The sequence below is a fragment of the Desulfovibrio sp. SGI.102 genome (genome assembly GCF_050314315.1).
Taxonomy (GTDB): domain Bacteria; phylum Desulfobacterota; class Desulfovibrionia; order Desulfovibrionales; family Desulfovibrionaceae; genus Desulfovibrio.
In genome coordinates this window covers 20,433-33,645 of record NZ_JBNPNC010000029.1, presented here as the reverse complement: position 1 = coordinate 33,645, position 13,213 = coordinate 20,433, and the positions used below count along the sequence as shown (strand labels likewise).

The 13,213-nt window shown below is 67.1% G+C and carries 10 protein-coding genes; 5 read left to right on the top strand and 5 right to left on the bottom strand.

Annotation, left to right across the window (positions count from 1 at the left end; all coding sequences use genetic code 11):
• Position 1: 1 nt before the first annotated feature.
• The 5 genes from ACQRCJ_RS07830 to ACQRCJ_RS07810 form a co-directional block, all read right to left on the bottom strand.
• Positions 2-817, bottom strand: a complete 816-nt coding sequence (locus ACQRCJ_RS07830) for a ZIP family metal transporter (protein WP_168936080.1) — start codon at positions 815-817, stop codon at positions 2-4.
• Between the two features lie 574 nt (positions 818-1,391).
• The gene (recR, locus tag ACQRCJ_RS07825; protein WP_168936081.1) at positions 1,392-2,000 is read right to left on the bottom strand and encodes a recombination mediator RecR; all 609 of its coding nucleotides are present in this window, start codon (positions 1,998-2,000) and stop codon (positions 1,392-1,394) included.
• 3 nt (positions 2,001-2,003) lie between these two features.
• Complete coding sequence (locus ACQRCJ_RS07820) at positions 2,004-2,315, bottom strand: YbaB/EbfC family nucleoid-associated protein (RefSeq protein ID WP_427799594.1); 312 nt, start codon at positions 2,313-2,315, stop codon at positions 2,004-2,006.
• Complete coding sequence (gene dnaX / locus ACQRCJ_RS07815) at positions 2,308-4,278, bottom strand: DNA polymerase III subunit gamma/tau (protein ID WP_427799593.1); 1,971 nt, start codon at positions 4,276-4,278, stop codon at positions 2,308-2,310. The genes ACQRCJ_RS07820 and dnaX overlap by 8 nt, the downstream gene beginning before the upstream one ends.
• Before the next feature lie 60 nt (positions 4,279-4,338).
• Positions 4,339-5,259, bottom strand: coding sequence for a branched-chain amino acid transaminase (locus ACQRCJ_RS07810; protein ID WP_006007938.1), 921 nt, complete (start codon positions 5,257-5,259; stop codon positions 4,339-4,341).
• Between the two features lie 410 nt (positions 5,260-5,669).
• On the opposite strand from ACQRCJ_RS07810, the gene ACQRCJ_RS07805 reads away from it, so the two are divergent.
• From ACQRCJ_RS07805 to ACQRCJ_RS07785, 5 genes are all read left to right on the top strand, one after another.
• Positions 5,670-7,406: a hydantoinase/oxoprolinase family protein gene (locus ACQRCJ_RS07805; protein ID WP_419521758.1), complete on the top strand. Its 1,737-nt coding sequence runs from the start codon at positions 5,670-5,672 to the stop codon at positions 7,404-7,406.
• 268 nt (positions 7,407-7,674) lie between these two features.
• Complete coding sequence (locus tag ACQRCJ_RS07800; protein WP_297139011.1) at positions 7,675-8,160, top strand: tRNA (cytidine(34)-2'-O)-methyltransferase; 486 nt, start codon at positions 7,675-7,677, stop codon at positions 8,158-8,160.
• 348 nt (positions 8,161-8,508) lie between these two features.
• Entirely contained in the window at positions 8,509-9,249 is a 741-nt protein-coding gene (locus ACQRCJ_RS07795) for a sulfite exporter TauE/SafE family protein (RefSeq protein WP_006007943.1), read from the top strand.
• A 141-nt stretch (positions 9,250-9,390) separates the two neighbouring features.
• Positions 9,391-12,543, top strand: coding sequence for an efflux RND transporter permease subunit (locus ACQRCJ_RS07790; RefSeq protein ID WP_427799592.1), 3,153 nt, complete (start codon positions 9,391-9,393; stop codon positions 12,541-12,543).
• Entirely contained in the window at positions 12,533-13,159 is a 627-nt protein-coding gene (locus ACQRCJ_RS07785; RefSeq protein ID WP_168936087.1) for a YkgJ family cysteine cluster protein, read from the top strand. Before ACQRCJ_RS07790 ends, ACQRCJ_RS07785 begins: the two co-directional genes overlap by 11 nt.
• Positions 13,160-13,213 lie beyond the last annotated feature (54 nt).

Genomic DNA, 13,213 nt, shown 5'->3' with positions numbered 1-13,213 from the left:
CCTAGCCCACCAGGCTGGAGAAGCTCATGACCAGGCAGAGACCGCCGATGCAGGCCACCGTGGCGGCGTTGCCGTTGCCGGAGGCATTGGCTTCGGGGATGACTTCTTCGATGACCACATAGACCATGGCGCCTGCCGCCGCAGCCAGGGCAAAGGGCAGCAGGCTGCCCGCCACCTGGGAGGCGACGGCACCGAGGATGGCGCCGATGGGGGCCGTACAGCCGGAAAAGACGCCGCACAGCCAGGACCGTTTGGCCGAGAAACCTTCGGCCCTCAGGGCCGTGGCCACCACCAGGCCTTCGGGCAGGTTCTGGAGCAGGGTGGTACCGGTGACCATGAAAGCGGAGCTCATCTCCAGGGCCACGCCCGAGGGCAGGGTGCTGCCCGCGGCCACGGCGCCGTACCCCACGCCCATGGTCAGGCCTTCGGGGATGTGGTGCAGGGCCATGGCCGTGACCAGCAGGACGCTGCGGCGCCAGCTGGTGGAAAGGCCCTCCTGCTGCTTCTGGCGGATGTGCAGATGGGGCAGGAGATGGTCAAGGCCCATGAGGAAGGCGGCACCGGCCATGAGGCCGCAGACGATGGGGATGAAATGCAGGCGGCCCATATGGGAGGCCATCTCGGCCGCGGGCTGCAGCAGGCCCAGGAAGGCCGCGCCCAGCATCATGCCGCCGGCGGCCCCCAGCATGCAGTCCATGGCCAGACGGGAAAACTCGCGGCGCAGGAAGATGGCACTGGCCCCCAGACTGACCGAGATCCAGGAAAGGATACCGGCAAGCAGGGACTGCAGGATGGGATGACCAAAAAGTGCTTCCATGGAACATTCTCCTTCTGGTTGGTCAGACCGGGCCCGATGTGTCACGCGCTGTTGCAGCAACGCGCGACCGAAAGGCGGCCGCAGGCCGTGCCCGTTGGCGACGGATGGCCATTACGGGCATCGACAGCAACGCGCGACCGAAAGGCGGCCGAAGGCCGTGCCCGTTGGCCGCGAGGCCACTACGGGCATCGACAGCAACGCGCGACCGGATGGCGGCCGCAGGCCGTGCCCGTTGCCAAAACTCTCGGCAAAAGGCCGGGCGTGGCATCCGGGGCCGTCGGTATGACCGGCGGGGGGCTGTAAGGCGAAAGGTCCACGGAACACACCGCAAAACGGCATCCCTGCGGCCTGCCGCGCCCCCCGGAACGGCAGCCGCCGGACATGCGTACATGACGGCGTGATGAAGACGCCTTCCCGGTATGTGCGGGAAGGAGGGGACGGCGCTGGCCGTCCCTGCGGGAAGATCCCCGTGCCGGGACAGGGGCGGACGGGCCGCCGCCGTTCCCGGGCATGAAAAAAAGAAAGGGCGCCTTGGGCAAGGCTCCCTTTCCCGTCTGGAAATTGCCGGGACGCGCTAGATATCCTGCCGGTATTGCAGGGACTGGCGCAATGTCTCCCGGTCCATGTATTTGACCTCCGCGCCCAGGGGGATGCCCTGGGCCAGACGCGACACCCTGATGTGCGGGAAACGCTTGCGGACGAGGTTCCTGATGAACGACGCCGTGTTCTCCGCATCGATGGTGGCCCCCAGGGCCAGGATGAGCTCGTGGATCTCGCCTTCCTCCAGCCGGGAGATGAGGCGGTCGAGGTCGAGGCTGTCGCTGTCCATGTTGGCCAGCGGGGCCAGCAGGCCGCCGAGGATCATGTACTGGCCGTGATAGAAGCCGCCTTCGTCCAGGGTCAGCATGCTGTCCCACTCGTTGACCAGGCAGAGCGTGTCCCGGGAGCGGTTCTCGTCCTTGCAGATGTCACAGGGATCGGTGGCCGAAAGGCCGCCGCAGCGCGAACACAGGTGCAGATTGTCCCGCAGGTCGTGGATGCCCTTGCCCAGGCGCCGGGTCTCGGCCTCGGGCCACTTGAGCAGGGTCATGGCCACGCGCATGGCCGACTTGGGGCCAAGCCCGGGCAGGCGCGCCAGCTGTTCCACCAAGGCGCGCAGCGGTTCGGGAATCTGGCTGTGCATGGCCTAGAACACGCCGGGAAGGCGGATGCCGCCGGAGATGGCGCTCATCTCGCGGTCCAGGGTCTCGCGGGCGATGCGGCCGGCTTCATTGACGGCAGCCATGATGAGGTCCTGCAGCATTTCCACGTCGCCGCCTTCCAGGGCCTTGGGGTCGATGGTGAGGCCGCGCAGTTCCTGCTTGCCGGAGACCATGGCCTTGACCATGCCGCCGCCGCTGCTGGCTTCGTAGGTGCGTTCGTTGAGTTCGTTCTGCAGCTTGGCCAGCTTGTTCTGCATGACCTGCGCCTGGCGCAGGATATCGTTCATGTTACGCATGGGTATCTCCTTGGTTGGATTCAGTACAATGTTCGATATTGGCGTTGAGCAGACGGAGGCAGGCCTGCATCTCGGGCCTGTTCCGAAATTCTTCTATCAGTTCCGCCTCGGTACGGGCCTGACGCGGGGCCACGAACTCCAGGCGCAGATGCCCGGCGCCCCAGGCCGCCAGGGCCTGTTCCAGCTGGGGCCGCTGCTTCTCGGTCTGATGCAGCAGGGTCTCGGCCCGCGGAGTCAGGCGCAGGCAGTCCGCTTCCCAGCTGGCGCGCAACTGGCGCAGCAGATGGAGCTGCGGCGCGGCCTCGCCCTTTTCCAGACGCTGGGCACAGAAATCACAAAAGGCCTGCCAGTCGGGACGGAAGCCTTCCGCAGCCGCAGGGGCTGCCGGACGCGTCTCCACGGCAGGTGCTGCCGATGCCACAGGGGCGGCCGGAGCTGCGGGCCGGGCAGGTTCCACCGGTGCGGCGGCCGGGATGTCGTCAGCTTCGATCATGCCCGCTTCGCTGGGCCCCACATGCTCCGGATGTTCCGGGGCCTCGGGTCGGGGCTGGGCGGTTTTCGGGGCCGAGGTTTCCGTCACCCGCGCGGGACGGGCTGTCTGTCCCGCGGGCATTTCCTGCTGGGGCCGGGCGCAACTTCCGGGCTGCCGGGAGGGCGCAGGCTCGGGAGCGGGTTCGCTGCTGCCGGCAGCGGCGCTCTTTTCCGCCGGGGTCCCGTGTTCACGGGCGCGGGTCGCCGGGGCCCGGACAGGTGCGGCATGGCCCATGTCCCGGGGCGGGAGGGGGCTGCCTTCCTGCCTGTCGTGAGCGGGATGCCCCTGTACGGGCGCGGACGGTGCCGGGACGCTGTCCATGCGCTCCAAAGGCAGCAGCTGCGGCAGCAGGGCCAGGTTGAGCAGCAACAACTCCAGGGCTGCGGCCGGCTCGGGATTCTGCACGATGCCGCGCTGGGCGTCCAGTACCATCTGCCAGGCCGCGTGCAGGTGACCGGCGGAGAAGCGCGGGGCCAGGCCCTGCCAGAAAAGGATCTCCTCGCCGGGCAGGCCCAAAGTGGGCGCCACGGCCTCGCCGCCCTGCCGCAGCAGGAACAGGTCGCGCAGATGTCCGGCCAGCTCGCGCACGAAAAATCCGATGTCCACCCCCTGGCGGAACAGGCTGGCGCACAGCTGGGAGACGGCGGCGCAGTCCCGGGCATGGAGGGCGTCGAAGAGGTCGGCGAACAGTTCCTGTCCGGCCAGGCCCAGCACTTCGCGGGTCACGGCGCTGGTGAGGTTGTCGCCGCCCAGGGCCAGGGTCTGGTCCAAAAGGGACATGCTGTCGCGCACGCTGCCCGCGGCCCGGCGCGCGATGAGGCGCACGGCGCCTTCCTCGAAGGGGACGTTCTCCTTGTTCAGGACCTGGGAAAGGTGCTGCACGAGGGCGTCCTCGCCCAGATGGCGGAAGACGAAATGCTGGCAGCGGCTGACGATGGTGATGGGGAACTTGTGCGCCTCGGTGGTGGCGAAGATGAAGACCACGCGCGCAGGCGGCTCCTCCAGCGTCTTGAGCAGGGCATTGAAGGCGCTGCGCGAGAGCATGTGGGCTTCGTCGATGATGAAGACCTTGTAGCGGCCCTCCATGGGGGCGTAGCCGATGTTCTCGCGCAGGGCGCGGGCGTCTTCCACACTGTTGTTGGAGGCGCCGTCGATCTCGGTGACGTCCACATGGCTGCCCTGGGTGATCTTGCGGCACTGGTCGCACTGGTTGCAGGGCTCGGGGCCCGGCGCATGGCGGCAGTTGAGGGCCTTGGCGAAGATGCGGGCGATGGTGGTCTTGCCCACGCCGCGCGTGCCGCTGAGCAGATAGGCGGCGGCGACCCGGTCTTCGGCGGCGGCACGGGAGAGCACGGCCTTGACCATGTCCTGTCCGGCGACCTGGGCAAAGGTCTGGGGGCGGTATTTTGCGGCGAGGGAGAGGTGCTTCATGAAAAAAACGGCAGGGCGCGCCTGTCCCCCTGAAGGTTACAGGCGCGCCGGAAGAGAGTGCTAGAACGTGTAGTGGCTCAGCCAGTCGGCGTACTTGGCGTTCTGGCCCTTGACCACGCCGAAGTATTCCTTCTGCAGGTGCTTGGTCACAGGACCGGCATGGCCGGCGCCGATGGTGCGGTTGTCCACTTCGCGGATGGGCGTGATCTCGGCGGCGGTACCGGTGAAGAAGGCTTCGTCGGCGATGTACAGCTCGTCGCGGGTGAACTGCTGTTCTTCCACGGTGTAGCCCAGGTCGCGGGCCACCTTCATGACGGAGTCACGGGTGATGCCGCCCAGGATGGAGGTCCAGGGCGTGGTCTTGATGATGCCGTCACGCACGATGAAGATGTTTTCACCGGTGGCTTCGGAAACGAAACCGTTGGTGTCCAGCATCACGGCTTCGTCGTAGCCGTCTTCCTTGGCTTCGATCTTGGCCAGGATGGAGTTCACGTAGTTGCCGGCGGCCTTGGCCTTGCTCATCAGGGTGTTGACGTGCATGCGGGCGAAGGAGCTGGTCTTGGCGCGGATGCCCATTTCCAGGGCTTCGGGGCCGAGGTAGGCGCCCCAGGGCCACACGGCGATGATGGTGTGGACCTTGTTGTTGCCGGGGTAGACGCCCATTTCGCCATCACCCACGAAGGACAGGGGACGGATGTAGCCTTCCTTCATCTTGTTGGCCTTCAGGGTGTCCAGGATGCCCTGGCTGATCTCGTCGACGGTGTAGGGAATGTTCAGACGCAGGATCTTCGCGGAATTGAGTAGGCGCTGGCTGTGTTCCTTCAGGCGGAAAACGGCGGAAGTGCCGTCAGCACAGGCATAGGCGCGGATGCCTTCGAAAACGGCGCTGCCGTAATGCAGGGCATGGGTGAGAACGTGAACCTGGGCGTCGGCCCAGGGGACCATTTTGCCGTCAAACCAGATGAAATCGGTCGTTTGCATGATACATTCCTCAATATATTCCGCGATATTGGCCAGGCCGGATCTTCCGCGCGCGGCGGGGCCTGTCCGAAGGGTAAAAATTTACTGGAAAGCGCCGCGTATGGCAAGCGTCCGCGGGCAGGAAGATGCGCTGCCCGCAACGGGAAGAGGCGGGAGCCCGCTACCGGGCGCGGGCTGCCGTGCCGCAGAGAGGAGAGCTCCGGCACCCTTCCGGCGGGGCATCCCGGGCCGCTTTCCTGCATCCCGGCGGCAGTTGGGCATCCTCCGGCGGTCTTTCCGGCCCCTCCCCGTATGCCGGGCCGGGGATTCCCCCCGTCAGGGCAGTGGACGGGCCTTGCTTGTCAGTGGCGGGACGAAAGTTTACAACCCAGCAGACAAACATTTCAGGCAGCGATGCCTGTGGAGGCAGCATGACAGCGCAGACGTTTCTGGGGATCGATGCGGGCGGCACGCATACCGATGCCGTGCTTTGCGGGCCGGAAGGCATCCTGGCCGGGGCCAAGGCGCCCACCTGCCACGAAGATCTGCCCTCTTCGGTGCGTGCGGCACTGGCCGCTCTGGAAAAGGCTCTGGAAGAAAAATTCGGCCCCGAGGGCCCGGCGCGCCTGCGTGCCGCGGACCGGGTGACCGTGGGCACCACCCTGGCCGTCAACGCCCTGGTGCAGGGCCGGGCCGACCGCGTGGCCCTGGCGCTGAACGCCGGGCCTGGTCTGGCGCCCGCCCGTTTCGCCATCGGGGACGACGTCTGCATCCTGCCCGGCGGTCTGGACCATCGCGGCGTGGAAGTGACGCCGCTGGATACCCGCCCTCTGGCCGACGCCTGCGCCGCCTGGAAAAAGAAGGGCGTGCGGGCCGTGGCCTGCGTGGGCAAGTTCTCGCCCCGCAATGCCGCGCATGAGCTGGCCATGGCCGACGTGGTGCGCGCTGCCGGGCTCACGCCCGTGTGCGGGCACAGCCTGTCCGGCGAACTCAATTTCCCGCGCCGCATCGCCACGGCCTATTACAATGCCGCCGTGGCCCGCATCGTGGACGGCTTTTTGACCGCCGTGGAGCAGAGCCTGCAGGCAGCGGGCATCCGGGCCCCCCTGCGTCTGCTCAAGGCCGACGGCGGGGCCGTCCCGGCGGCCCTGGCCCGGCAGGAACCCGTGCAGTCCGTCCTGTCCGGCCCGGCGGCCAGCGTCATGGGCATACTGGCCCTGTGTCCCGCCGTGGCGGAAGATGCCTGCTCCGTATTGCTGGACGTGGGCGGCACCACCACGGACGTGGCCCTGTTCGCCCAGGGCTCGCCGGTGGTGGACCGTGACGGCATGAGCGTGCGCGGCCGCCGGACGCTGGTGCGTTCGCTGGCCTCCCTGTCCATCGGCGTGGGCGGCGATTCCCTGCTGGGCGTGGAAGGGCAGGGCGCGGAGGCCCGCGTGCATACCGGTCCCCTGCGCGAAGGCCCGGCCATGGCGTTCGGCGGCACGCGTCCCACGCTGCTGGATGCCCTCAACGTCTGTGACCGGGAGCGGCCCGGCAATCTTTCCGGGGATGCGGCGGCCTCCCTGCGCGGTGTGGCGGCCCTGGCCGGGGAACACGGCATGGAGCCCGAAGAGCTGGCGGCCCGGGCCGTGGCCGATGCCCTTGATCAGGTGGCGGCGGCCGTGCGCGAGCTGGTGGACGGCGTCAATGCCCGCCCCGTCTACACGCTGGCGGCCCTGCGCGGCCTGCGCGACATCGCGCCGGAGCGGGTCTGGCTGGTGGGCGGTCCGGCGGAGCGTCTGCGCGAACGTCTGGCCGGACGGCTGGCCCTGCCCGTGGACTGTCCGCCCCATGCGCCGGTGGCTAATGCCGTGGGCGCGGCCCTGACCCTGCCCACCGCCGGTCTGGAAGTCTATGCCGACAGCGGCCGTGCCCTGCTGCGCGTGCCCTCGCTGGAACTGGAAGAAAAATTGCCGCGTGCGGCCACCCTGGAGACCGTGAAGGAACGCGCCGTGGCCCTGCTGGAAGAGCGGCTGGCCGTCCATGACGCGGCCGGTGCCCGGGTGGAGGTGGTGGAAGCCGACCTCTTTGCCGTGCTGGACGACAGCGGCCGTGCCTCGCGCGACATGCGCGTGCGCTGTCAGGCCGTGCCGGGCATCACCGGACAGGTGGGGACCGCCGGTTAGGCGGGACGCTTCTCCCGGCCGGTACGTATCGTTTTTGGGGGAGGGGAGTCCCCTGCCCGCTGCCCATGCCTGCAAGGCCGGCGCCAGCGGGTACGGCCCTTCGTTTTGGGGGAGCCTCCGCATCTCTGTCCATGCCCGTGACGCCTCCGCGTGGCCGGCGGGCAGGGAGGAGCGTCAGCAGACCGCTGCCGCGAGGAAGAGGTCCCCTTCAAAGCCCTCTTCCCGCCACACTTTAGTTACCGTCGTCATCAACAAGGGACGCCATCCTATGAAGATCGTCTTGTTCGAGCCGGAGATCCCGCCCAATACCGGCAACATCGCGCGCCTGTGCGCCTCCACGGGCATCCACCTCAACCTCATCGAGCCGCTGGGCTTCAAGCTGGAAGACCGCTACCTCAAGCGTGCCGGGCTGGATTACTGGCCGCATGTGTGCATGGATGTCTGGCCGGACTGGGACAGCTGGCTGGCCGCGGCCACGGCGGAGAACGGCGGTACGCCGCCGCGCTGTGTGCTGACCTCGGCCCGGGGCGGGGAGCCTTTGCAGCACTTCGCCTTCGCGCCGGACGACTGCCTGGTCTTCGGGCCCGAGACGCGCGGCCTGCCGCCGGAGATCCTGAAGCGCTCCCCGTACAAGGTACGCATCCCCATGCTCAAGGACAGCGTGCGCAGCATCAACCTTTCCACGGCTGCGGGCATCGTGCTGTTCACGGCCATGAGTTCCTGCGGGCTCATGGAGGGCCCGGAATGGCAGTGATCCGGCTTTGCGCGCCATAGCCCCGCGGGGCAGGGAACGCTTTTCCCAAAAGCCATACGGGCAGGGTATGATCCCTGCCTTTTTTCATGCCCTTTGCCGGGACGGCGCGCCTGCCGTGCTCTCCTGCAGGGCGGGCGCTCTGTCGGGGATACGCGGAAACTATCAGTAAAAAGAATCTATTGCCTTTTTATGATGCACGGATGCAACGCATTTTGAGCCTCGGGGAAGGCTGGGGACGCATCCGCGCAACATTCGCGCCGTATCTTGCCAGCAGGGCCAAAAAGGAGAATAAGGCATAGAAGGTGCGGCCAGCGTGCCGCATCGATTTTTGCACATCCGGGGGTCGTGATGATCGTTGTTTTGCTGGTATGTCTGCTGGTGGGCTTTCTTGTGGGGCTGGCCGGGGTGGGCGGCATCCTGGTGCCGCCGGTGCTCATCCTCATGAGCGGTCTGGAGCCGCACACGGCCATGGGGACGGCGCTGGCCTCCTTCATCGGCACGGGCTTCGTGGGGACATGGCTCTATCACAAGAACGGGCACTACCGTTTTATGGAGGCCGTGCCCTTTGCCCTGGGCAGCTTCGTCTGTGCTGCGCCCGGTGCGCTGGTCAATGCCCGCATCGATGCCGGGCCGCTGGTCATGATCCTGGCGGTCATCATCGTCTTTGCAGGTGCCTGCACCCTGCGTCCGCCCAAACCGGGCCGCAAGGGCAGCCCCTTCTGGCTGGGCTGGAAGGGCAGGGCGGTCATCGGCGGCGCCACGGGCTTCATGGCCGGGCTCACCGGTGCGGGCGGCCCTGTGGCCTCCATCCCCTGGATGGTGCTGGTGGGCTATTCCCCCATCCATGCCGTGGCCCTGTCCATGCCCTACCAGATCGCCACCTCGTTTTCCGGCAGCGTGGGCAACATGATGGGCGGCCATGTGGACTGGATGCTGCTGCCTGCCCTGTGCGCCGTGCAGGTGGTGGGCCTGCTGGGCGGCATCGCCATGGCCCAGCGCGTGTCGGCGCCGTTTTTGCGCAAGGTCATCGGTGCCCTGTGCATCGGGCTGGGGGCCTTCCTCTTCCTGCGTCAGGCGGGCTGTTTTTAACAGAAAAAATTCCCGAGCTGCTTCTTGGGGATAATCCCCTTGAATCTCAAATAAAATACCGTTGCAGACGCAACATTTGTGCGGGCGGGCCAGGGGCTCGCCCGCTTGTGTCCTGCGGGACGGGCAGGTATGCTGCAGTGTATGAATATCGCTGCCCTTTTCATCCGCCGACCCGTGGCCACGGCACTCATCATGCTGGGCATGCTCTTCTTCGGGGCTGCCAGTTATGTGAACCTGCCGGTCAACCAGTTGCCCAACGTGGACTTTCCCACCATCCAGGTGAGCGCCGACCTTTCCGGCGCTGACCCGGAGACCATGGCCGCTTCCGTGGCCACGCCGCTGGAAAAGGAATTCTTCACCATCGCGGGCATCGACTCCATCTCGTCCGTCAATGCCACGGGCCGAACACGCATCACCATCCAGTTCGCCCTGGACCGTGATATCGACGCCGCGGCCCTGGACGTGCAGGCCGCCATCGGTCTGGCCCAGCGCCGTCTGCCCACCAACATGACCAATGACCCCAGCTTCCGCAAGGTCAACCCGGCAGACTATCCCATCCTCTATCTGCGCGTGGGCTCTCCCACCCTGCCGCTGTACGAGCTCAACGAATACGCCGATACCCTGGTGGGGCAGCGACTTTCCATGGTCAAAGGGGTGGCCCAGGTGGTCATCTACGGGCAGAAGAAGTATGCCGTGCGCGTGCGTGTGGACCCCGACGCCCTGGCCAGCCGCGGGCTGGGCATCGACGAGGTGGCCGATGCCGTGAGCAATGCCAACAGCAAGCTGCCCACGGGTTCGCTGGAAGGGGAGCGGCGCGCCAGCGCCATCAAGGCCTCGGGCCAGCTGGAGGACGCCGAAGCCTTCCGCGATGTGGTGGCGGCCTACCGCAACGGCGCGCCCGTGCGCCTTTCGGACATCGGCGAAGTGGTGGACAGCGTGGAGCAGGACAAGCAGCTCTCCTGGGCGGATGACGGCAAGCCCTGTATCATGCTGGCCGTGGAACGCCAGCCCGGCGCCAACACCGTGCAGGTGGTGGACGACATCAAGACCCTGCTGCCCGGCCTGACCCGCCAGCTGCCGCCCTCGGTCAAGCTGGAGATCTTCTATGACCGTTCGGAATCCATCCGCGAGTCCGTGGCCGAGGTGAAGTTCACCCTGGTGCTGACGGTCTTCCTGGTGGTGCTGGTCATCTTCCTGTTCCTGCGCAACCTGCCGGCCACCATCATCCCCAGCCTGGCCCTGCCCCTGTCGGTCATCTCCACCTTTGCGGTGATGCTGGCCATGGGATTCAGCCTGGACAACCTGTCGCTCATGGCCCTTACCCTGGCCGTGGGCTTTGTGGTGGACGACGCCATCGTCATGCTGGAGAACATCGTCCGCCACCAGGAGATGGGCAAGGACCCGCTCACGGCGGCCTATGACGGCTCGGGCGAGATCGGCTTCACCATCCTTTCCATGACCGTCTCCCTGGCGGCGGTGTTCATCCCGGTACTGTTCATGGGCGGCATCGTGGGCCGTCTGTTCTACGAGTTCGCCGTGGTCATCATCACGGCCATCCTGTTCTCGGGCGTGGTCTCCCTGACCCTGACCCCCATGCTCTGCGCCTACTTCCTGCGCCATTCGGGCAGCAAGCACCGCGTGGGCTATGAGGGCATCTACGGCAAGCTGGAGCGCGCCTTCGAATGGCTGGCCGACAAGTACGCCCGCTCCCTGGATGTGGTGCTGCGGCATCGCCGCACCACGCTGATCTTCTCGCTCCTCTTGCTGCTGGCCACCGGCTGGCTGGGCGTCATCGTGCCCAAGGGCTTTCTGCCCAGCGAAGACATGGGCTTTGTGGTGGCCACCACCGAGGCGGAGCAGGGCATCTCCTTTGAAGGCATGGTCAAGGCCCAGCACAAGCTGGACGAGGTGCTGCGCAACAACCCGCATGTGGACCGTTTCAATTCCGTGGTGGGTATCGTGGGCAGCAGCCAGAGCATGAGCAACGGCACGCTCATGATCCACCTCAAGCCCCACGGCGAGCGTCCGGACATCCAGACCGTGGTGCAGCGCCTGCGCCGCGAGCTCAACACCTCGCCGGCCATGCAGGTCTTCCTGCGCGTGCCGCCGGCCATCAACATCGGCGGGCGTTCCACCAAGGCCCTGTACCAGTACACCCTCACCGGTACCAATATGCAGGAGCTCTTCGAATGTGCCCAGAAGGTGGAGGCCGCCCTGCGCCAGGTGCCGGAGATCCAGGACGTCAACAGCGACCTCCAGCTCAAGAACCCCGAGATCCGGGTGACCATCGACCGTAACCGCGCCTCGGCCCTGGGCATCAGCGCCGGGCAGATCGAGCTGGCCCTGCAGACGGCCTACGGCTCGCGCGAAGTCTCCACCATCTACGCGCCCACCAACGACTACACGGTCTTCGTGGAGGTGCGCAAAGACTTCCAGCGCAACCCGGATGCCCTGACGCGCCTGTATGTGCGCTCGTCCAGCGGCGGGCTGGTGCCTCTGTCCACCGTGGCCAAGATGAGCCCCGGCGTGGGCCCCATCGCCGTGAACCATGACGGCCAGTTCCCGGCCGTGACCATCTCGTACAACCTGCGTCCCGGCGTGGCCCTGAGCGAAGGCGTGGCCGCCGTGGAACGCGTCAGCCTGCCGCTGTTGCCCGACTCGGTGAGCGCCAAGTCCCAGGGCACGGCCCAGGCCTTCCAGGATTCGCTCAAGGGCATGGGCTGGCTGCTCCTGCTGGCCATCGTGGTCATCTATCTGGTGCTGGGCATCCTCTACGAGAGCTTCATCCACCCGCTGACCATCCTTTCCGGCCTGCCGTCGGCGGGCTTCGGGGCCCTGTTCACCCTCTGGATATTCGGCCAGCCGCTGGACCTCTACGGCTTCGTGGGCGTCATCATGCTGCTGGGCATCGTGAAGAAGAACGCCATCATGATGCTGGACTTCGCTCTGGAAGCCCAGCGTCATGACCCCTCGCGCACGCCGCTGGACGCCATCACCGAAGGCTGTCATGTGCGTTTCCGTCCCATCATGATGACCACCATGGCGGCCCTCATGGGTGCGCTGCCCATCGCCATCGGCATGGGTGCCGGCGCCGAGGCCCGCCGTCCCCTGGGCCTGGCGGTGGTGGGCGGCCTGTGCTTCTCCCAGCTGGTGACCCTGTACATCACGCCCGTGTATTACGCTTATATGGAAGACTTCTCGCGCTGGCTCACCCGCCGCTTCGGACAGCGTTTCGAGGCCAACCGTGCCGCCCGCGCCGAGCATGAGAAGGAGGAAGGCAGCCATGCCGGATAACGCGCCTGTGTGCCGCCGTTGCGGCCGTTGCTGTGAACTGGGCGGGCCCGGCCTGCTGCGGGACGATGCCCCGCTGCTGTCCTCGGGCGCCCTGAAGCCGGAGATGCTCGTCTGCCTGCGTCGCGGCCAGTGGGCCCGGCAGGACGGCATGGGCGGCGGCCTGGCCCAGCTGGAGAACGAGATGATCAAACTGGCCGGTACGGGCAAGGCCCCGCATCCGTGGCAGTGCCTGGCCTATGCGCCCGGCACGGGCTGTACCATCTATGAGCGGCGTCCCGTGCAGTGCGGCGTGCTGTTTTGCGAGGATACCCGGCCGCTGGAGGCCCTGCTGCGGGACGTCCCGGCCCTGGACCGCCGGGCGGCCATCGCCCTGCTGCCCCTGCCCGACGCGCAGCGCCGTTTGTGGGAGGAGCTGGTGCAGGCCCATGAGGAAGCCTGCGACGTGCGCCAGTACTTCGTCCTGCTGGACATGGGCGACCGTGAGGCCGCCGCGGCCATGGAGCGGTACGACGCCGCCTTCCGCCAGCTCTGTGTGGAGCGCGGCGCGCTGACGGCAGCCGAACTGCCCTTTTTGCTGGGGCAGCCCCTGCGCGATCTGCCCCGCAACGAGGGCTAGCCGCGGCTCCGGGCCGCCGGATGCCCCTGCCCGCCTTCGGGCTCCCTGCGGAGG